We start from the raw sequence: 20974 nt of genomic DNA, 5'->3' as shown, positions 1-20974 counted from the left end.
ATCCCGAACTAGCGGGTAGCCAGATCGGGGTCGGCACCCGGATCGCCGGCCGCCCGAAGTTGCTCCTCGAACATAACGAAGGTTCGCTGTCGAATCCCCCGGATGAGAGCCTGCTCGTGCGGCGTCAGGTGCCGCCCCTCGGCCTTGGCCGTATCCCTCAGTGCCTGCACGGTCTCGTACAGAGCGAAGACCGGACCTTCGCCGACGAGGTAGTGAGCGCGGAACCGCTCCACTTCCTGCACAAACTCCTCCTGGGTGCGCCGGAAAACATCTCCACCGACGTCGAAGACAATCTCCGCGAAGAGGTCGTTCTTCGCCTGCCAGCCTCCCGTGTCGATGGCAACCCGCCACACCCGAGCACCACCGTCGGGTGTCTCCACGATCTTGACGGGAGACTGGTGGTAGAGGTAGTAGGACGGAAGAACCAGACCGGGCATCTGCACCACTAGGTGTTCTCCTCGTAAGTCGATTGGAGCGCTTCCCAGAACAACTGCTGCTCGCGTTGGAGGATGCCATCCACAATCGCAGCCTCGCGCCCCGTCAACACTCGGCCCTCGATGCGGGCCAAGGCGTCGATGTCGCGACGTACCTCGTAGAGCGCATGTTCCCAGACCGCTACTGCATCGAGCGCTGCCAGGTGCAGACGGAACTCCGCGAGGTGGCCGCTCGGCGTCTTGAGCACGAGTTGTATGTCCCGGTAGCCGCTGTCCTCCGGTGACAGAAATCGATCCTCACAACTCACGATTTGGACATCGGGGTGAGCGCCTAACCGCTCCAGAGCGCTGTAGAGATCGTCGAGCGACCGAAATTCGACCTTTGCGGCGGCCAGATCCAGCAAACGAGATACATCGCCCTGGCGCTTGGCCGCCTTGTCCTCGGCCCGTCTCCGATCCTTTGGCCCGGTACGCCACCCAGGCTCACCAACGCGGCGACCATCGAGGTGCGCAAGAGATACTGCAAGCTGATTCAGCTCCGTCTGAGCAACCGCCGCCTTCACGTAGAGGCTGTCGAGGTAGTGCTGACGGTAGATCGGGTCAGCTTGGCGACGCTTGTCGAATCCCGGTTGAACAGGCGGGTCGTCCGGCACCCGGATACTCGCGCTGATCATCCGCTGAACATCCGTCAGAGGTGTCTGCTGTGGAGATGTCATAACTCTGATGGGCTCGCCTGACCTTGTGACCCCGACGCCAGCGGCACCCCGCGCGTTGATGTCGTCGAGCACTTCGGCGAGCGCGTCGATGGCCTGTGGGTGGCTCGCCAGGTGGTGCAGCGTCAGCGGTCGGGCCGTCAGTGAGTTCGCCAGTTCCGGGGTGGCGAGGATCATCCGGGCCAGATCCGGTGCCTGCGCCAGTTGCCGGGCCAACGTCTCGGCAAGCTTCGGCTCATTGCGGGGTGGCTCTCGCAGGGCAGTGTCCAGCATCTCGCGGACGCGGGTGTCGGCGAACAGCCGCGACACGTCCTGCGCGGCCGCGTCGTCGAGGGTGGGCACCAGCCGCCGGAGGCTGGACGGATCCACCGCCCTCGCGAATTCGGCGGGACTCATCCCGGCCGAGAAGACCTCGTCAAGACTGCCGGCCTGCGCGAGTGGCTGACTTACGCGTGCATCCGACGGCAGGCCGTCGGGGACCGAGCCCGGGCCGTCCAGCAGCAGGTACATGCGGTTGACGTACGGGTCGCCGTGGCCGCCGTCGTCGTACCCGGGTGGGTGGGTCGGCAGGTCGGGGCGTTCGCTGAACCGGCCCCGGGGCAGCCCGCCGAGCGGCATCGGCCGGCCGTCTCCGCCCAGTACGAGCGCGTCGATGCCGACCACGTCGGGGTAGAGCGGGCGGTCACGGACGAGGCCGGTCTGCGGGTCGACGTAGAGGACCGTGCCGTTCTGGTTGAGTGCCACCCAGGCGTGCGAGCCGCCGCCGGCCCATTCGGTGATCAGGAACGCGTAACTGCCGTGCCCGCCCAGCAGCAGTTGGTCGTGCAGATTGGCATACCCCTGCCGGGCCTGCGCCGGGTCTGACGGCTGACCCGGCGCGAGTACGCGTTGGAATCGGCCGCCGGTGACGTCCTCGACCCGGCCCGGCCCACCCGCCTCGCCACGGATCGGACGTCGGATGTCGCCGTCCAGGTAGCCGTCGAAGGTGCGCGGCGCGGACACCCGCGGTCGCCCGTGCACCCAGGTCTCGAACAGTGACAGGGTGCAGTCCAGGCAGTTGATGCCACGGGTGGCGTCGGCCTGGGGACCTCCGTCGTTCAGCAGGCGGAACCAGCCGCCCTGGCGCGGGTCGGCGGTACGTCTGACGGTGCCGTCGCGCTCGCGTGGCATCTGTCGCTCGACGTCGACCTGGTGCAGCGCGAGTGGCGGCCGAAGCCCGCCCGGCTGCCCGTACGGGCGGGAGTCGTCGATCGGCGGGGGGACGTCGTCGCCGGTGAGTCGGGACGGGCCGCTGGTCTCCACCGCGCCGAGCGCGAGAGAGCCCACGTCGCTGTTGGCGTGTGCGAATGCCCCGTCGGCCAGGTCGATGACCGGCGGCGCGGTGATGCCGGCCAGGACGTCGTTGGCCAGGTCACGCCAGTGGGCGTACGCGCGTGTCTCGTCGTTTGCCGCCCGCTGCCAGCCGTCGGCCCACTGTCGGTGACCGGCCTGGTGCAACTGTCGGGCGTAGTTGGCGTACTCGACAGCCCTGCGGTCGTGCTCCGCCGCCCGCGCCCGCAGCCGGGCGGCTTCGGCCTGCCGGCGGTTGTTCTCGAAGCCGATCCGCTGTGCCTCGAAGTGGCCCTGGTAGCGCCGCCGCTCGGCGGCCTCCGCCTCGGCCAGCCACTGGGCCGCGTACCAGTCGTTGACGTCGGTCGTGGGCTCCACCGGGTCGCCGAACGCCACCACGTCGACGGGCACCGACGCACGAGCGCGGGCCCTCTGCCGGGGTACGCGGGCCGGCGCGACCGCCTCCCGCGTCGCGGACCACTCGGGTGCGGAGTGCCGACCCGTCGGCGCGACCACCGTGCTGCCGTCCGCCGGGGTCACGGCTGCGCCATGCCTGCCGACGGCGTCGGGTGACGCGCCGGCCGTCGGCCCGATGGATGTGAGCGGGGACGCCACCGAGGGCGCGATGGCCGGGGCAGGGCCGGCGGACGCGATGGACGCCGAGGGGCCGGCGGTGCTCGCCGTCGCCGGGCCGACCGGAGGCACCGCCCCCACGGCCGTTGGCAGGGACGCCGACGCCGGCCCGGTCGACGGGGTCACGGAGGCCGAAGGCAGGGAACCCGACGATGGTCCGACCGCTGTGGTCAGCGAAGCCGCCGGGGTCGCCGGAACCGACGGTGACACGGCCGAGGCGGCCCCGGGCAGACCGGTCGACGAGGGTACGGAGCCGCTGATGCCCGGGGCGACGCCGGCCGGGTCGATCGCCGCCGGGGTGACAGCCGGGGCGACGCCGACACCTGGCCCGCCGGCCGGGTCGACAGCACCGCCGACGGGCGCGTTGAACCCCGAGAGCGTGGGCGCCGCCGCGACGGCGGAATGTCCCGGCTCGGCAACGGCCGAGAGCCCGACCTCCGACACTGCTGGACTCGCGCCGCGCCCGTCGGCTGAAAGCCCCTGGGCGTCGGCTGCTGCGCGCCCCGGCGTACCGGCGACGTCCGCACCCACCGTCTGGGCACCGTCCCCTGTCGACATCACCGATGGCGACAGCGGCCCGGACGCCACCGACGGAGACGACACCGGCCCGGACGCTACCGGCCCGGACGCCGCGAGTTCCGGAGGTGGGGGTGGGATCGGCAGCGACGGGCCGGCGAGAGACGCCCCGGCCAGCGCGTCGGCCTGTGCGCGGAGGCGTGCCTGGAGGGCGTGGTCGGTCTGCGCGGTCGTCGAGCCGGTGACGCCGGACGCGGCGGCGCGTACCACGTCGTCGACCGAGGCCAGGCCCTGCCCGGTGGCGACGCTGGCGGCGCTCTCGGCCAGCATCTCGCCGGTCATCTCCCGACCCAGGTGCTCGCCGACACGTGCCGCGCGGCCGGTCGCGTGGCGGCCCAGGCCGGCCAGTGGCGCGACCGCGCCGCCGGCGAGCCCGCCGACGGCCGACGCGCCGAGGTCGGTCAGGTCGACGCCGTGGGCCCGGCCCGTCGAGTTCTGGTACGCCTGCGTGGCGAGGCTGATCCCGGACTCCTCGGCCGCCTCCTCCAGCCCTTCCCGGGTGGCGCGCTTCGCGAGCCCCTTCACGCCGCCCTTGGCGATCTCCTTGGCCGCGCGCTCGCCGGCCTCCTTGAGCCCGCGCCGCAGTGCCTTGCTGGCCAGTTGTCCCATCAACCGTTTGAAGATCTGCTGGATGAGCAGCCGGGTCGCGGTGACGGCCGCGCCGGCCGCCGGGGACGCCGCGCCGGCGGTGAGCAGCGCCGCCACCGCCACCGAGAGCAGTTCGATCACCAGGATCCCCAGCTCGATCCAGACTTCGATCTTGGCACCCTCGATGTCGCAGCCGCACTCCTCGACCAGGCGGCCCAGGTCGGCGGCGACCGCGAGCAGCACCGGCAGGGGCGCGTCGTCGCCCTCGGCGATGCCCCGCCAGGCCGCCTCGAAGGCGGCGTCGACAGCGCCGACGCCGCCGTATCCGGTGCGTACCTCGGTGGCGGCCGCGGCGGCGTCGGCGTGCGGGCCGGCGAGGACACCGGCGACCGCGTACCAGCGGTCGGCGAGGTCCCAGACGGCCCGTTCATTGCCCTCGGGCCACTGCACGCCGACGGCCCAGTCGAGGGCCTCGTAGATCCAGCCGGGTACGTCCCAGGGCGCGTAGTCCAGTGGGTGCGGGATCGGACTGGGCAGCACGCTCATCCGGATCGCCCCGCCGTCAGCGCTGGTCGGCGGCCCGGTCGAGCCGGGCGGCGCTGCTCTGGTCGGTCTGCACGCTCGCGTCGACGGCGCTGACCACGTCGACGCCCAGCTCGGTGAGCCGCTGACCGACGCCGGCCCAGGCGCGCAGCACGGTCTGCTCGATGCCGCGGTAGCTCCGTTCGAACGCGGCGCCGATGTCGTCGCGTCCCCACGGGCGGGCGCCGCTGGCGGCCTCGATCTCGCCGCCCTCGGCCGCGCGGCGGGCAGTCACCGCCTCGCCGGACAGGGCCAGGTCCTTGCCGCCGCGCCGGGCGCGGGACACGTCCAGCCAGAGCTGTCCGTCGCTCATGCCGGGCCCTCACGGCGACCGAGCAGGGCGTCGGCGCGGCCGAGCAACGCGCCGAAATCGCCGGTACGCAGGAAGTCCGCCGAGCCGGCGCCGGCCGGCATGGTCTCGGCGACCAGGGCCTGGGTGGCCTGGGTGGCAGCCGCCACGGCGGCCTGGATCGTCTCGGTGATCTTCCGGCCCAGCGCCTCGGCGTCGCGGACCCGGTAGACGGCCGGAGCCAGGACGACCTCGATGACCTGGCCCTGCGCGCCGACGGTCGCCGTGATGTGGCCATCCGGTGAGCGGCGGGTCACCCGCAGCTCGGCGAGTCGCGCCGCAAGATTGTCCAAACCGGACCTGAGCTGCTGGTACTGGCCGTACACGTCGTCGAATCGGGCTCGTAGCTCGCGATTGGCGTCCCGGTCCACACGTTCGCTCACCGCCGCTCCTCCCGTCACCGTCGGTATCCAAGACCATACCGGCCGCCATCGATCCGTGTAGTCCGGTAGTTTCGATGTGTGATCGACCGTCAGCAGGCCGAGCAGCTCGCATCCGCCTGGGCTCGGCGCGACTCACAGCGCCTCGGCCACGAGTGCACCGCGGTGGTCGACGAGTTCGACCTCGGCTTCGTCGTCACCTCGATCGTGTCGAGCGGAGCCCGGGCGATCCCCGGTGACCTGCCGACGACCGTCATCGACAAGCGCACCGGAAAGGTCACCACCTGGCCCCGGGTGCCGTCCACGGTGGTGGCGGACCTGTACCGGCGCAGTCAGCCCGACGGGCCGACCGCGCCGCGCACGGTCGACGCGTCGAGCCTGCTGATCCGGGAGATCCATCGGGGTCCGACGCCGAACACGGTGGCGCACCTGACCCTCGACGGCCGCATCTGGACGGCCCAGGGCACGAGAGGCCCCGCCACCCTGAACCACCACCCGCTCGTGCGCGCCTACCTGGACGAGAGGCCCGCGGGCGAGCTGGTGCGCGGCGTCGAGTGTCACGCCGAGCTGATCGTGGTCTCCGACGTGCTCCACGAGTACGACCACCGCCGAGCGGCCGAGGGCATCGAACCGATGGGGCGGGCCGAGGCCGCGGCCCTGCTCGACGCCGCCCGCTTCGAGATCTTCCGGATCCGGGAGCCGGGCGACCCGGCCGGCGGCGTCGCCGAGCTGCCCTGCGACTCGTGCATCGCGTTCCTGGTGCGCGCCAACGTCCTGCCGGAGGCGGCACGGGCCTACACGGAGACGTGGCGCGCCCCGGCCGCGCCCGACCCCGACCCGGGGCGCTTTCCGCCCGAGGTGGCGAACGCGCTGGTGGCGGCGGGTTGGCGACCGCACATCGGCGACCAGATCATGGCGGCGGCCGGTGTGCGGGACGTGACCGCCGTGCCGGGGAGGAGCCACCGGCACGAGGTCTTCCCCGCCGCCGTGCAGGCGTTGACCGCGTTCCCGAGCCTGGTGGGTGCCCGGCGCGGCCCGGGCGAGCAGGTGTGGATCTCCCGTTTCGACATCCGTCCGCACATGATCGCGCACACCGCCGACACGCTCGCTGACTTCGGCGCGGTGCTCGGCGTACGGCTCTTTCCGATCGGCACCGAGCAGCAGGACAGCATCCTCGCCGTCGACGAGCGGGGCCGGGCCTTCGCCCTCGACCAGGCCGGCGACTGGTTCCTCGGCGAGAGCATCGACGCCGCGCTCACCACGTTGCTGCTCGGCCGCGCCCCCGCCCGGGTGCGCGACGACGGCACCTGGGCCTAGGCCCCCTCTGGAGAAGAGACACCGAATTGACGAAACTATCGGGCGTCGCCGCCGTGCTCGCACTTGCGGTCGGAATCGCCGTCCTCCCGGCGACGGCTGCCTCCGCCGCTACCGACCGGAGTGGGGCGGTCCGGTTGGACATCCCGAACAGCAGTGCGTGCAGGGCCGGGCGCACGGTCATGCAGGGCATGGTGGCGGGGCCGGGCGGTCAGCTCTACATCGTCTTCACGAAGGCGGCCGGCGCGGAGCCGGTCCTGTCCCGGTGGCTGCGTGACGGCTCGACCTGGGACGGCGCCAGCTGGGTCTGCTCCGGGGCCCCCACCTCCATCCCGACCCTCGGGCACGGTAACGACCTCGCCTACAACGCGAACTATCTGGGCCAGGGCCCGGCCCTGATTGCCGCCCAGGGAAGCCAGTCCGCGTTCCTGAGCGACAAGGTGACAATCATTCGCCTGACCACCGCCGGGGTCATCGGCACGGCCGGTGAGGTTCGTCTGCCGGTCGGCGACATCAGCGGGTTCTGCTACAGCGCGACGGCCGCCGGCGGTGCGGGCAAGTACGCGGCCAGGCGGTTGGGCAGCCTGTGGACCCATCCCGGCGCTGGCGCGCTCACCAGTGGATGGACGCTGGTCAAGAGCAACCTGACGAGCCACGACAATCGTTCCGACCAGGGCATCGACTGCTCGGAGAACTACATCTGGAACACCAAGTCGATCAACACCTCGACTCCCTCCACCGGCTGGAACTGGGTGTACCAGTACAACTGGTCGGGAAGCGATGTGGAGAGCGACATCGGAATCCCGAGCAACAACCTGGTTGACGAGATCGAAGATGTCACCCATGTGGGAAGCGAATTCTTCGTCGGCATCAACCGCAACGACGGGCTGTCCGACACCGTGAAGGTGTTCACCGAGTAGCTGAGCCGAGAGAGCCTAGAGGTCGAGCCCGGTCAGCACCATGACGCGCGGCTCGGTGTAGTCGTCCATCGCGCTGCGCAGCCCTTCCCGGCCGACACCGCTGCCCTTCACCCCGCCGTACGGCATCTGGTCCGCCCGGTACGACGGCACGTCGCCGACGATCACGCCGCCCACCTCCAGGGTGCGCGCGGCGGCGAAGGCCACGTCCAGTCGCCGGGTGAACACGCCGGCCTGCAACCCGTACGCCGAATCGTTGACCGCGGCGAACGCGGCCTGGTCGTCGGCGACCGGGGTGACCACCAGCACCGGCCCGAACACCTCCTCGGCGACGACCTTGGCGTCCGCCGGGACGCCGGTGAGGACGGTCGGCGGGTACGACGCGCCGTTGCGCACGCCGCCCACCTCGACCGTCGCGCCGGCCACGACCGCCTCGGACACCCACGCGTCGACCCGGCGGGCCGCGTCCTCGGAGACCATCGGTCCGACGTCGGTCGACTCCAAGGCGGGGTCGCCGGTGCGCAGCGCGCGTACCGCCGCCACCAGCCGGGGCAGGAAGTCGGCGTGCAGCGCGTGGTGCACGTACACCCGCTGGACGGCGATGCACGACTGACCGGCCTGATAGTTGGCGAAGGTGGCGATGCGCTGCGCCGCGGCGTCCAGGTCGTCGGCGGACGCCCAGTCCGCGCAGAGCACCGCCGCCGCGTTGCCGCCCAGTTCCAGCGTCACGTGCTTCTCCGGCACCTGCCGCCGGATCGCGGCCCCGACAGGCCCGGACCCGGTGAACGACACGACCGGCAGCCGCGGGTCGGCGACCAGTTCGGCGGCGCGGTCGTTGGGCAGCGGCAGCACCGAGAACATGCCGGCCGGGAGGTCTGTCTCGGCCAGCAGTTCGCCGAGGAGCAGCGCGGACAGCGGCGTCGCCGGGGCCGGCTTGACGATGATCGGCGCGCCCACGGCGATGGCCGGGGCGACCTTGTGCGCGACCAGATTGAGCGGGAAGTTGAACGGCGCGATGCCGAGCACCGGTCCTTTCGGCACCCGCCGGACCAGTGCGATCCGGCCGGTGGCGGCCGGATCGGTGTCGAGTCGTTGCATCTCCCCCGAGAAACGGCGGGCCTCCTCGGCGGCCCACCGGAAGGTGGACACCGCCCGCCCGACCTCGGCGCGCGCCCACTTGACCGGCTTGCCGTTCTCGGCGGTGATCAGTGCCGCGACCTCGTCGACACGCCCGGCGAGCCGCCGGGAGACGTGGTCCAGGGCCGCCGCGCGGACGTGCGCGGGCAGGGCCGCGGCCTGCGCGGCCACCCCGGCCGCTGCCGCGACAGCGGCCTCGACCTGGTCGGCGGTGGCAACTGTGGTACGCCCCACCGCGCGACCGTCGTACGGATGGTGCACGGTCAGCTCGCCCGTGCCGGAGGCGGGACGGGAGGCGACGAAGAAGGGTGTGGCTTCCACGCCGTGCAGCGTAGACGGAACAGCAGCCGACGGAAACAGTCGCCGCATCCCTTGTCTGCTGCGGATTCAGTAGCGAAGATGGCAGACAGATTGCGATAACCGCCGCAGACCGCATCCCCGGCCCCCTCGGAGTGATCCCGTCATGAGTGACCAGCAGAAGCTGCGCAACTTCGTCAACGGCTCCTACGTCGACCCGGCCGACGGCGGGTACGCCGATCTGGTCGACCCCTGCACCGGGGAGGTGTTCGCGCAGACGCCGGTCTCCGGCCCCGCCGACGTCGACGCGGCGATGAGCGCCGCCGCCACCGCCTTCGAGAGCTGGCGGGAGGTCACCCCGGCCGAGCGGCAGAGGGCGCTGCTCAAGCTCGCCGACGCCGTGGAGGCACGGGCCGCCGACCTGGTCGACGCCGAGGTACGCAACACCGGCAAGCCCCGCCAGCTCACCGCCGACGAGGAGCTGCCCCCGGCGGTGGACGAGTTCCGGTTCTTCGCCGGGGCCGCCCGGCTGCTGGAGGGGCGCTCGGCCGGGGAGTACCTGGCCGGGCACACCTCGTACGTGCGGCGCGAGCCGATCGGGGTCTGCGCCCAGGTGACCCCGTGGAACTACCCGCTGATGATGGCCATCTGGAAGATCGCCCCGGCGCTCGCCGCCGGCAACACGGTCGTCCTCAAGCCGTCGGACACCACGCCGGTGTCGACGCTGCTGCTCGCCGAGATCGCCGCCGAATTCTTCCCGCCGGGGGTGTTCAACGTCGTCTGCGGCGACCGCGACACCGGTCGTACCCTCGTGTCCCACCCGACCCCGCAGCTCGTGTCGATCACCGGCTCGACCCGCGCGGGCATGGAGGTGGCCGCCGCGGCGGCCCCCGACCTGAAGCGCACCCACCTGGAGCTGGGCGGCAAGGCCCCGGTGGTGGTCTTCGACGACGCGGACGTGGCAGCGGCGGCCGAGGCCATCGCGGTCGGTGGCTACTTCAACGCGGGGCAGGACTGCACGGCGGCGACCCGGGTGCTGGCCGGTCCCGGCGTCCACGACGACTTCGTGGCGGCGCTCACCGAGCAGGCCCGCGCCACGAAAACCGGCTCGCCGGACGACGCCGACGTGCTCTACGGCCCGCTGAACAACGCGAACCAGCTCGCCCGGGTCAGCGGCTTCGTCGACCGGTTGCCCGACCACGCGGCGCTCCAGACCGGCGGCGCCCGGCAGGGCGAGCGCGGCTACTTCTACACGCCGACCGTGGTCTCCGGGCTGCGGCAGGCCGACGAGATCATCCAGGACGAGGTGTTCGGTCCGGTCATCACCGTGCAGCGCTTCTCCGACGAGGACGAGGCGGTGCGCTGGGCCAACGGCGTCGACTACGGCCTGTCGGCATCGGTCTGGACCCGCGACCACGGGCGGGCCATGCGGATGACCCGACGGCTCGACTTCGGCTGCGTCTGGGTCAACACCCACATCCCGTTCGTGTCCGAGATGCCGCACGGCGGCTTCAAGCACTCCGGGCACGGCAAGGACCTGTCGGTCTACAGCCTGGAGGACTACACCCGGATCAAGCACGTCATGCACAACATCGAGGGCTGACCGGTGAGCGCGAGGAGTGAGCCGGGTTTGCGAGCCCCGCAGTCGCGAACGAAGAGCGGCGCGGTGGCGACGTCTGAGGAGTTGCACAAGCGGCGGGGCACGGCGGTCGCCCGCGGCGTTGGCAGCGTCATCACGTCCTACGTGGACTCCGCCTCCGGCGGGACGATCACCGACGTCGACGGGCGGCAGTGGATCGACTTCGCCGCCGGCATCGCGGTGACCAGCGTCGGGAACTCCGCGCCGAAGGTGGTCGAGGCCGTCCGCGCCCAGGTCGAACGGTTCACCCACACGTGCTTCATGGTCGCGCCGTACGAGTCGTACGTGGCGGTGTGCGAGCAGCTCAACGCGCTCACGCCCGGCGGGTTCGAGAAGCGGTCGGCGCTGTTCAACTCCGGCGCCGAAGCGGTGGAGAACGCCGTCAAGATCGCCCGACACGCCACCGGGCGGCCGGCAGTGGTGGTGTTCGACCACGCGTACCACGGCCGGACCAACCTGACCATGGCGTTGACCGCGAAGAACATGCCGTACAAGCACCGGTTCGGGCCGTTCGCCGGGGAGATCTACCGGGTGCCGATGTCGTACCCGCTGCGCGACGGCGGGCTCTCCGGGGCGGACGCCGCCGCACGGGCCCTCGAGATCGTCGAGAAGCAGGTCGGCGCGGAGAACGTCGCCGCGCTGCTCATCGAGCCGATCCAGGGTGAGGGCGGTTTCGTCGTACCCGCGCCGGGTTTCCTGCCCGCGCTGCGCGCGTGGGCGACGGCCGCCGGGGTGGTCTTCGTCGCCGACGAGATCCAGACCGGCTTCTGCCGGACCGGCGACTGGTTCGCCTGCCAGCACGAGGACGTCGAACCCGACCTGGTGACCCTCGCCAAGGGCATCGCCGGTGGGCTGCCCCTCGCGGCGGTGACCGGCCGGGCGGAGCTGATGGACGCGGTGCACGTGGGAGGACTCGGCGGCACGTACGGCGGCAACCCGATCGCCTGCGCCGCCGCGCTGGCCACCATCGAGACCATGCGGGAACAGGACCTAGCGGGGGCGGCCCGCCGGATCGAATCCGTGCTGGCACCCCGGCTCCGGGCCGTCGCCGAGCGGGATCCCCGGATCGCCGAGGTACGCGGGCGCGGCGCGATGCTCGCCGTCGAACTGGTCCAGCCGGGCACCCTCGTCCCCGACCCGACCGCCACGGCGGCCATCTCGGCAGCGTGCCACGCCGCCGGCCTGCTCACCCTGACCTGCGGCACGTACGGCAACGTGCTGCGCTTCCTACCGCCGCTGGTCATCTCCGACGCGCAGCTCACCCGGGGCGCCGACATCCTCGACGCGGCGTTCGGGTGACGACCGTGGAGGGGCCCGACGCGGGCCCCTCCACACACGTCAGCGCAGCACCTCGACCGTGTTGTTGCGGACGAGGTTCTTGCCCGGCTCGCGGATCTGGTCCATCGCGGCGGTGTTGAGCAGCACACAACTGCCCGACGGTCCGGTCACCGTCACCGTGGTCGCCCGGTTGTTGTCCAGGTTCGTCACCCGCAGCCGCGTACCGACGGGGAACTGCCCGCTCGTCGCCGCAGGGGCGGCGTTCTCGGCGAAGAAGGTGATCGCACCGGAGCAGGCCGAGCCGGGCACCGGACGCGGCGCGGCGGGCGAGGCGGAACCGGGGCGTACCCCGCCGGGGGCGGGCTGGGCTGCCGCGCCGTCCAACCTCTCCACCACGTTGCGACGGATCACGTTCTTGCCCGGCTCCCGCACCAGCTCCATGGCGGCAGCGTTGAGCAGCACACAACTCCCCGACGGGCCGGTCACCGTCACCGTGGCCGCACGGTTGTTGTCCAGGTTGGTCACCCGCAGCCGCGTACCCACCGGAAACCGGTCACTGGTCGCCGCCGGCGCGCCGGCCTCCGCCGAAAAAGTCACCGAGCCGGAGCAGGCGGACGACCGTGCCGGGGCGGTGTCGGCGAACCCGAACCCGGTCCCCACCGCCACGCCCGCCGCGGCGACCACCGCCACGGTCGCCGCCAGCACGTGCTTTCGCTGCACCTTCATCGCCGTAACTCCCGCCCTAGCCAATGTCCGTCAGCCCCTGGTACGGATACAACCCCCCAACCGTTCACCCCGCCCCCGCCCCCCGCGCGCCCCCACCCCCACCGTCAAGCCCGTCGATCATGGAGTTCTGGTGGGCGTTACGGACCGATTCGCACCTTAGGGGAAGCACCACAACTTCATGATCGACGCGGACTGGGGGTGGGGGGACCGGGGGGGACGGGGGCGGGGTGGGGGGTGTTCGGGAGCGGTTAGGGGTGGAGGAGAGGGCTCAGGGTTCGGATGATGTGGGTAGGGCGGCGGTAGAGGTCGAGATCGGTGAAATAGCGCATCTGCCATCCGTTGGCGGCGAGCCAGTTCATTCGAGCGCGGTCGCCCTGGAGGCGAGCGCGGTCGAGATGGGACATCCCGTCGTACTCAATACCGACTCGATGTTTCCGGTAGCCAAGGTCGAGGCGGTAGAGAGGTATCCCGTTGCTGTCCGGAACCCACAGCTGAGGCTCTGGTGCCGGCAGACCGCCGTCGATCAACACAAGGCGAAGCTGACTTTCCTGTCGGCACTCTGCCCGTGGATCAGCGCGGCCGACGAGTTCGCGCGCCTGACAGATCCCACGCAGGCGATCGTGCCGAGCGACCTCGACCAGGAGTTCGTCAGGTTGGCAAGCGCCGACCCGAAGACACAGGTCCAGCAGTGGCATCGCGTCCATTCGGCGAACGGACCGCGCCAGATCCACCGCACATCGGGCAGCAGGCGCACAGGGAACACCACCCAGAAGCACCGGGTCGTCTACGGGCAGCACCGACTCGTGGGTTACGACTCCCCGGATGTGTGGCACGCGCTCCCCAGCCGGCACGATGACGTGCACGTCGGAGCTCCGGATGTCGCCAAAGCCATGCAGCTGCGCACCGGTGTGGAAGCCGACCACAGAGGTGTCCGGCAGACGCCGGAAGATCGCCGGCAGATGCCCGCCCCGGTCGGCCGATGGCGCGTAGACACCCCGTGACAGCCGGTGCAGTTGGGATAGCCCAACGATCCTGCGCACCTGCTCGCGACTGAGGCCAGCATTGAGTAGCTCCGGGTATCGATACAAACGCTCCGCCATACCGCGGAATCTGCGTCACCGGGCCCCGCCCCCTCCACCCCCACCCCCACGCCCTGTGGACAAAGACCAGCCCTGTGCAAAACCCCCGAAGAGGCGTCGGACGTGTTATAGCCCGCCTCGCCGACGGGGTCGATCATGGAGTTGTGGTGCCGGCGGAAAGCCTCGAATTGGTGGCTTCCGCCCACCACAACTCCATGATCGACGCGACTGGAGGGCGGGCGCGGGGCGGGGAGGGGGCGGGGAGGGAGGGGCGGGGGTTAGTCGCAGCCGTAGCCGTCGTTGTCGCGGTCCAGTTTGTAGATGTCTTCGCCGATCACCTTCACCGTTCCGCGGACGTAGGCGGGGCCGTTTCCGGAGCCAGGAAGGCAGTCGACGTCGCTGGCTATGGGGACGCAGGGGCTGTAGTTCGGGTCGCAGTTGGAGCTGGACTTCTTCTTCGTGCCGACGGCGACGACCTCGGTGACCGGCTGCTTGGTCACGGTGGACTTGACCAGCTTCTTGCCGGTCTGCACGCCGTCGGTGGTGGTCACCTCGTAGGTCAGCGTCCGTACGCCGTCCACGCCCTTCGTGCGGACCACCCGCTTGCCCTCGGCCAGCGAGGCGTCCTTGACGGTGCGCGCACCGTGGCGGATCGTCGCCCGCTCGGTCACGGTCGTCACCCGCACCACCGGCGCGGGCGCGGCACTCGAGGGCGCGGCAGTGGAGGGCTCGGGACTGGAGGGTGTCACCTCCGCGGACTGGGCCTCGGCGAGCGCGTCCTGTGTCGGTTCGGCGGGCGCCGCGACGATGGGTCGCTGCGCCTCGTCGGCGGCGGTGCCCGTGCTCTTCGGGTCCGGATCGCCGGCCAGCGCGCCGACGATGGCGGTGCCGGCACAGCAGAGCAGCAGGACGGAGAGCAGCACCGAGCCGAGGATCACGGCGGCGCGGCGGCCGGGGCTGGCACGGCGGAACCAGTTCGGGACGGCGGATGGCTGCGGTCCGGGGCCGTACGGCGGTGGATGCCCAGGCCCCGGTGGTGGTTGCATCGTCACGCGGAGAAGTGTCGTCGCAATCACTGTCCGCAATATCCACCGTCGCGCTCATTGCCTGCGCCGTTTGCCTGCCGTAGATCAATCGGTGGGCGCGACCTGCATCGCCGACCGAGCCGGCCGGGTGACAAGTCGACAGGTCGACCGACCCGTTAGGCCCGTCAAGCCGTGGCCGATAGTGCGGCTGCCGCGCGGCGAAACACCCGCCAAACGACCAAATCCCGCAACCCCCAGACCACCCGCCCAAAACTCCAGCCCGGCCCTCAAAAACCTGTCAGCAAGCCGTCACCCACCAAGCCAGCCCCGTCGATCTTGCATTTCATGTCGAGGCTGTGTCCGATAAGTGAGTGATGCCGCCACAAGAAGTGCAAGATCGACGGAGTTAGGGGGCTGGGGTTTCGCGGAGGCCCCAGGGGGATCCGTAGTTCGTCAGCAGGTCCAGGAACGGCCTGGGGGGTAGGGCTTCTGGGCCCAGCACCCCTGCGCCGGTCCACGCGCCGGTGGCGAGCAGTTCGAGCGCCACCACCGGGTTGACTGCGGTCTGCCAGACGACCGCCTGGTGGCCGTACTCGCTCATCGACCACTCGTTGTCGACCACGTGGTAGAGGTAGACCTCCCGGGGCTGCCCGTCCCGCCCCAGCCCGCGTACCCAGGTACCGGCGCACGTCTTGCCGCGCATCCGCGCCCCGAGGGTGGCCGGGTCGGGCAGGCAGGCCGCCACCACGTCGCGCGGCGACACGGAGGCACCCCGCACGGAGACCGGCCGGGTGGAATCCAGGCCGAGTTTGTGCAGCGTCCTCAGGACGTCGATGAACTCCTCGCCGAGGCCGTACTTGAAGGTGACCCGGCGGGCCTGCACCCAGCGCGGGATGAGGAGCACCTCCTCGTGCTCCACGTTGACGCACTCGACCGGCCCGATCCCCTCGGGGAAGTCGAAGACCTCCGGCTCGCTGAACGGCTCGGTGGTGTACCAGCCGCGGTCGGCCTCCCAGATCACCGGCGGGTTGAGGCACTCCTCGATCGTGGTCCAGATGGAGAACGAGGGCGCGAAGTCGTAGCCGTCGACGGTCAGGTTCGCCCCGTCCCGCACGCCGATCTCGTCGATCTCGCTGAACAGCTCGTCGGCGGCGTACCGGGCGAACACGTCGGACAGTCCCGGTTCCACGCCGATGCCGCCGAGCGCCAGCCGACCGGCCGCCGACCAGGCGTCGGCCTGCGCGAACTGTTCGTCGCCGAGCCGCACGCCCGTGTCGGCGTGCGAGAGCGACATCGCCATGTCCAGGTAGTCCGCGTCGGCCGCGAACGCGCCGTCGAAGATGGGCATGACGAAGCGCGGGTCGACGGCGTTGAGCACGTGGGTGATCCGGTGTTCCCGGCAGAGCGCGGTGATCGCGTCGGCCGAGGAGGCGTCCACCTGGGCGGCGACGAAGCGGTCGCCGTGACCGGCGACCGCGCGCGCGGCACGCTGCGGGTCGTGGTCGGCCACGACCATCGTCTCGAAGAAGGTCCGTCGGGCGGCGATGGCTACGGCGGCGGAGCCGACGCCACCGGCGCCGACGAGCAGGACACGCATCAGGAATCAAACCCCAAACCAAGACGATCGAGAGTACGGAGCCACAGGTCGCGTCTGCCCCCACGCGCATCGGCGCGGGCCATCGACCGGCGGGTGAGATTGATGCCGACCGCGCGGACGGGTTCCGGCGGGAACGGCAGGGGCTTGCGGCGGACGAGGTCGAGCCGGGTGAGCGGGGTGTTCCCGCCGGCCAGCAGATCGAGGAGCACGCGGGCGGAGAAGCGGGTCGCGCCGACGCCGAGGCCGGTGTACCCGGCGGCGTACGCCAGCCGCCCGCCGAAGGCGGTGCCGTAGAAGGGGCAGAACCGGGTGCAGGTGTCGATGACACCGCCCCAGCGGTGGCTGAAGCGCACGTCCGCGAGCTGCGGGAACGTGGTGAAGAAGTGCTGCGCGAGGGTGGTGAAGGTGGCCGGGCGCTGTTCCAGCTTCGGCGCGACCCGGTTCCCGTAGTGGTAGACGGCGTCGTAGCCGCCGAAGAGGATCCGCCCGTCGCGGGTGATCCGGTAGTAGTGGAACTGGTTGCCGGTGTCGGCGAGCCCCTGTCGGTTGCGCCAGCCGATCGCGTCGCGCTGGGCCGGGCTGAGCGGTTCGGTCATCAGGACGTGGTCGTAGACGGGCACCACGTACGCGCGCAGCCGCCGCAGCAGCGGCGGAAACGCGTTGGTGGCCAGCACGATCCGCCGGGCGCGGACGACGCCCGGTCGGCCCCGCGCGGTTGCGGCAGAGCCGGCCGGGCCGGCGGGTGCGGCAGGGCCGGCCGGGCTGCGCGCGTCGGCAGGGTCGGTGCCGAGGGTGTCCGCCCGCAGCGCGACGCCGTCGGCGCGCAGGGCGGTGACGCGGGTGTGCTCGTGCACGCGTACGCCGGCGTCGAGGCAGGCGCGGCGCAGACCCCAGGCCAGCTTGGCCGGGTCGGCCATGGCGACGCGGTCGGCGTCGATCATCCCGCCCAGGTAGGTGGGCGAGTTGACCTCGGCGCGTACCTCGTCGGCGTCGAGCAGCCGCACCCGGTGGCCGTACCTGCGGGCCAGCTCGGCGTCGGCGGCCAGCCCGTCGAGCTGGTACGGCTCGACGGCGACGGCCAACTCGCCGGTGCGCTCGAAGTCGCAGTCGATGTCGAACTCCGCGACGGTGGCCTCGATCGCGTCCAGGTTGGCGCGGCCGAGGCGTTCCAGCTCGCCGATCTCGTCGGGGAACCGGTCGACGCCGTTGGCGACGCCGTGGGTGAGCGAGGCGGCACAGAAGCCGCCGTTGCGTCCGGAGGCGGCCCAGCCGCAGGTCCCCGCGTCGACGAGGAGCACGTCCCGGTGCGGGTCGGCGCGCTTTGCCTCCAGGGCGACCCAGAGCCCGCCGTACCCGCCGCCGATCACCAGCAGGTCGGCGGTCTGCGCGCCGGTGAGCGGCGGTAGCGGGTTGGGCCGCTCCTTGCGGTCGAGCCAGTACGGCACGGGCGCCGCGTCGGCCAGCGCCCGCCCGACATGCGCGGGCGTCATGACGGCTGCCGCGCCTGCGGTGTCGCCCCGGCCCGCAGGTTGGCCCGGCGTTCCCGTCGTCCCCGCAGCGAGCTGAGCCCGACCAGCAGCAGCGCGATCGCGAACATCGCGGTGCCGATGACGTTGACCTGCGGCGGGATGCCCCGCTGGGCAGCGCCCCAGACGTACATCGGGAACGTGACCGTCGTACCGGCGTTGAAGTTGGTGATGATGAAGTCGTCGAAGCTCAACGAGAACGCCAACAGGGCGGCGGCCACGATGCCGGGCAGCACCAGCGGCAGGGTGATCCGCCGGAACGTCTGCCACTCGCTGGCGTAGAGGTCCATGGCGGCCTCCTCCAGCCGCCGGTCCATTCCGGCGAGCCGTGCCTTCACGGTGACCACCACGAACGACACGCAGAACATGACGTGCGCGATCACGATGGTCCAGAAGCCCTGCGGCACCCCGGCCGACACGAACAGGGCCAGCAGCGACGTGCCCATCACCAGCTCGGGCGTCGCCATCGGCAGGAAGATCAGCACGTTGACGCCGGCCCGACCCCGGAAGCGGTGCCGGACCAGCGCGAACGCCATCAACGTACCGAGCACGGTGGCGACGACCGTGGCGATAAATCCGATCTGCACGCTGCGGAGGACCGCGTCGCACATGTCCGAGGTGGCGCAGGGCTGCCGCCAGTTGTCGAGCGTGAACTCGTTGAAGTCGTACGACAGGCGGCTCGACGGGCGGTTGAACGACAGCCCGGCCACCACCAGGATCGGCAGCGACAGGTAGCCGAGCACCAGCAGCGCCACGATCATCACCCAGCGGTCCGCCAACCAACGGGAAACCCTCACAGCACCTCCTCCGTGCCAGCCCGCCGCAGGTAGCCGAAGACCACCGCGAGGATCGCCGCCATCAGCAGGAACGACAGGGCCGCGCCCTGCGGGTAGTCGAGCCGGACGAGGAACGCCGAGTCGATGACGTTGCCGACCATGTACTCGTTGGGGGTGCCGAGCAGTTCGGCGTTGATGTAGTCGCCGCTGGCCGGGATGAAGAACAGCAGCGTGCCGGCGACCAGGCCGGGCATCGACAGCGGCAGGGTCACCCGCCGGAACGCCTGCGCCGGGCTCGCGTACAGGTCGGTGGCCGCCTCCAGCAGCCGGGGATCGAGCCGCTCCAGGCTCGCGTACAGCGGCAGCACGAGGAACGGCAAAAAGTTGTACGTGAGGCCGAGCACCACCGCGAACGGCGTGGCCAGCAGCCGGCCGTCCGACCCGAGCAGGTGCACGTCGCGTAGCAGGCCCACGAGTGGACCGTTGTCCGACAGGATCGTCTTCCAGGCCAGCGTGCGGACGAGGAAGCTGGTGAACATCGGCGCGACCACGCACACCAGCAGCAGGTTCTTCCACCGGCCGGCCTTCTGCGCGATGGCGTACGCCAGCGGGTAGCCCAACAGCAGCGCCACCACCAGGGCCAGTCCGGCGTACCCGAACGAACGCAGAAGCTGCGGCCAGTACGCCTGCACCACGTCCGGGTAGTTGCCGAACGCCCAGGTCATCGCGTACCCGGTGGAGAGCGAGCCGCTGGGGTCGTACAGGCTCGCGGCGGCCAGTTGCAGCAGCGGCACACCGAAGAAGACGAGCAGCCAGGCCGCGCCGGGCAACAGCAGCAGGTACGGCAGGAGGCGGTACCGCCCGGACCGGGCCGCCGGTGCCGCGGGCGGCGGCTGGCCCGCCTTGGTGGGCGCCAGGAGGGTCACGACGACGCACCCACCGGCTCGTCGAGCACCGGCGACGTCCGGTCGACGTCGGCGGCGTCACGGGGCAGCAGGAACGCGTGCTGCGGATCCCAGTACGCCACGGCCTCGGCGCCGACCGGCATCCGCGTCGCGGTACCGCTGTTGGCGGCGAACACCGACAGTTCGGTGCCCCAGCCGGTGCGCAGCAGGTACTGCGTGCTGACACCCACGTAGGAAGCGTCGCTGACCACCCCGCCGACGTGTTGGTGTCCGTGGGGCACCTGGTCGGCGGAGCCGACCAGATGCAGCTTCTCCGGGCGTACCCCCAGGTGGACCGGACCGTGGTCGGCGCGCGACCGGCCGGCGGGCACCGAGAAGCGCGAACCGTGCGCCGTCACCGCCACCTCGCCGCCGCTCGTGCCGGCGGCCTCGCCGGCGAGGAGGTTGGACTGGCCGAGGAAGTTCGCCACGAACGCGGTGGCCGGGAACTCGTAGATGTCGGCCGGAGCGCCCTGCTGCTCGATCCGGCCGGCGTTCATCACCGCGACGGTGTCGGCCATGGTCATGGCCTCCTCCTGGTCGTGGGTGACGTGTACGAAGGTGATGCCGACCTCGGTCTGGATGCGCTTCAGCTCGATCTGCATCTGGCGGCGCAGTTTCAGGTCGAGCGCGCCCAGCGGCTCGTCGAGCAGCAGCACCTGCGGCTTGTTGATCAGCGCGCGGGCCAGGGCGACCCGCTGCTGCTGGCCGCCGGAGAGCTGGGCCGGACGGCGCGGACCGAAGCCGTCGAGCTGCACCAGCGACAGCATCCGCCGGACCTCCTCGTCGACCGAGCGGATGCCGCGCCGACGCAGCCCGAAGGCCACGTTCTCGAAGATGGTGAGGTGCGGAAAGAGCGCGTAGCTCTGGAAGACGGTGTTGACCGGCCGCTTGTACGGCCGCAGCCGGGCGATGTCGCTGTCGCCAAGCAGCACCTGACCGCTCGTCGGCTCCTCCAGCCCGGCGATCATCCGCAGGGTGGTGGTCTTGCCGCACCCGGACGCGCCCAGCAGCGCGAAGAACGAACCCTGCGGAATCGTCAGGCTGAGGTCGTCCACGGCAGTGAAGATGCCGAACCGCTTGGTGAGGTTGGCCAGGCGCAGGTCGCCGGCGGGTGTCTCGCGCGCCATCCTCG

17 protein-coding genes are annotated in these 20974 nt (G+C 71.3%); 5 read left to right on the top strand and 12 right to left on the bottom strand.

Annotated features, from left to right (window positions below; translation table 11 throughout):
- Window positions 1-8 precede the first annotated feature (8 nt).
- Genes ACTFTM_RS06035 through ACTFTM_RS06020 form a run of 4 tightly spaced genes read right to left on the bottom strand, consistent with a single transcriptional unit; the run spans window position 9 to window position 5587 of the window.
- A complete protein-coding gene (locus ACTFTM_RS06035; RefSeq protein ID WP_449566555.1) occupies window positions 9-437 on the bottom strand; it encodes a hypothetical protein in 429 nt (142 codons plus the stop codon).
- An 8-nt stretch (window positions 438-445) separates the two neighbouring features.
- Window positions 446-4819, bottom strand: a complete 4374-nt coding sequence (locus ACTFTM_RS06030; RefSeq protein WP_449564857.1) for a toxin glutamine deamidase domain-containing protein — start codon at window positions 4817-4819, stop codon at window positions 446-448.
- 16 nt (window positions 4820-4835) lie between these two features.
- Complete coding sequence (locus ACTFTM_RS06025; RefSeq protein WP_449564856.1) at window positions 4836-5168, bottom strand: hypothetical protein; 333 nt, start codon at window positions 5166-5168, stop codon at window positions 4836-4838.
- Entirely contained in the window at window positions 5165-5587 is a 423-nt protein-coding gene (locus ACTFTM_RS06020; RefSeq protein WP_449564855.1) for a YbaB/EbfC family nucleoid-associated protein, read from the bottom strand. The genes ACTFTM_RS06025 and ACTFTM_RS06020 overlap by 4 nt, the downstream gene beginning before the upstream one ends.
- Before the next feature lie 78 nt (window positions 5588-5665).
- Between ACTFTM_RS06020 and ACTFTM_RS06015 the strand changes: the two genes are divergently transcribed.
- On the top strand, window positions 5666-6901 hold the full coding sequence (locus ACTFTM_RS06015; RefSeq protein ID WP_449564854.1) for an SUKH-3 domain-containing protein: 1236 nt from the start codon (window positions 5666-5668) through the stop codon (window positions 6899-6901).
- A 179-nt stretch (window positions 6902-7080) separates the two neighbouring features.
- Window positions 7081-7818 carry a hypothetical protein gene (locus ACTFTM_RS06010; RefSeq protein ID WP_449564853.1) on the top strand — a complete coding sequence of 246 codons (738 nt, stop codon included), beginning with the start codon at window positions 7081-7083 and terminating at the stop codon, window positions 7816-7818.
- Between the two features lie 15 nt (window positions 7819-7833).
- On the opposite strand, the gene ACTFTM_RS06005 is transcribed toward ACTFTM_RS06010, so the two are convergent.
- On the bottom strand, window positions 7834-9321 hold the full coding sequence (locus ACTFTM_RS06005) for an aldehyde dehydrogenase family protein (RefSeq protein WP_449564852.1): 1488 nt from the start codon (window positions 9319-9321) through the stop codon (window positions 7834-7836).
- A 94-nt stretch (window positions 9322-9415) separates the two neighbouring features.
- On the opposite strand from ACTFTM_RS06005, the gene ACTFTM_RS06000 reads away from it, so the two are divergent.
- The gene (locus ACTFTM_RS06000) at window positions 9416-10852 is read left to right on the top strand and encodes a gamma-aminobutyraldehyde dehydrogenase (protein WP_449564851.1); all 1437 of its coding nucleotides are present in this window, start codon (window positions 9416-9418) and stop codon (window positions 10850-10852) included.
- A 63-nt stretch (window positions 10853-10915) separates the two neighbouring features.
- Entirely contained in the window at window positions 10916-12187 is a 1272-nt protein-coding gene (gene gabT / locus ACTFTM_RS05995; RefSeq protein ID WP_449564850.1) for a 4-aminobutyrate--2-oxoglutarate transaminase, read from the top strand.
- A gap of 39 nt (window positions 12188-12226) precedes the next feature.
- Here gabT and ACTFTM_RS05990 read toward each other — a convergent pair whose 3' ends face one another.
- Entirely contained in the window at window positions 12227-12892 is a 666-nt protein-coding gene (locus ACTFTM_RS05990) for a hypothetical protein (protein ID WP_449564849.1), read from the bottom strand.
- Between the two features lie 254 nt (window positions 12893-13146).
- Between ACTFTM_RS05990 and ACTFTM_RS05985 the strand changes: the two genes are divergently transcribed.
- On the top strand, window positions 13147-13893 hold the full coding sequence (locus ACTFTM_RS05985) for a hypothetical protein (RefSeq protein WP_449564848.1): 747 nt from the start codon (window positions 13147-13149) through the stop codon (window positions 13891-13893).
- Between the two features lie 356 nt (window positions 13894-14249).
- Here the strand turns inward: ACTFTM_RS05985 and ACTFTM_RS05980 are convergent, their stop codons facing one another.
- From ACTFTM_RS05980 to ACTFTM_RS05955, 6 genes are all read right to left on the bottom strand, one after another.
- Complete coding sequence (locus tag ACTFTM_RS05980; RefSeq protein ID WP_449566554.1) at window positions 14250-15017, bottom strand: G5 domain-containing protein; 768 nt, start codon at window positions 15015-15017, stop codon at window positions 14250-14252.
- Between the two features lie 385 nt (window positions 15018-15402).
- The gene (locus tag ACTFTM_RS05975) at window positions 15403-16593 is read right to left on the bottom strand and encodes a saccharopine dehydrogenase family protein (protein WP_449564847.1); all 1191 of its coding nucleotides are present in this window, start codon (window positions 16591-16593) and stop codon (window positions 15403-15405) included.
- Entirely contained in the window at window positions 16593-18083 is a 1491-nt protein-coding gene (locus ACTFTM_RS05970) for an NAD(P)/FAD-dependent oxidoreductase (protein WP_449564846.1), read from the bottom strand. Before ACTFTM_RS05970 ends, ACTFTM_RS05975 begins: the two co-directional genes overlap by 1 nt.
- Window positions 18080-18916 carry an ABC transporter permease gene (locus tag ACTFTM_RS05965; RefSeq protein WP_449564845.1) on the bottom strand — a complete coding sequence of 279 codons (837 nt, stop codon included), beginning with the start codon at window positions 18914-18916 and terminating at the stop codon, window positions 18080-18082. The genes ACTFTM_RS05970 and ACTFTM_RS05965 overlap by 4 nt, the downstream gene beginning before the upstream one ends.
- The gene (locus ACTFTM_RS05960) at window positions 18913-19821 is read right to left on the bottom strand and encodes an ABC transporter permease (RefSeq protein WP_449564844.1); all 909 of its coding nucleotides are present in this window, start codon (window positions 19819-19821) and stop codon (window positions 18913-18915) included. Before ACTFTM_RS05960 ends, ACTFTM_RS05965 begins: the two co-directional genes overlap by 4 nt.
- Entirely contained in the window at window positions 19818-20969 is a 1152-nt protein-coding gene (locus tag ACTFTM_RS05955) for an ABC transporter ATP-binding protein (RefSeq protein ID WP_449564843.1), read from the bottom strand. The genes ACTFTM_RS05960 and ACTFTM_RS05955 overlap by 4 nt, the downstream gene beginning before the upstream one ends.
- Window positions 20970-20974 lie beyond the last annotated feature (5 nt).

The sequence above is a fragment of the Micromonospora sp. RB23 genome, from assembly GCF_053585025.1.
The sequence above is the reverse complement of the archived record's forward strand: the minus strand, read 5'-3'. Positions and strand labels throughout refer to the sequence as shown.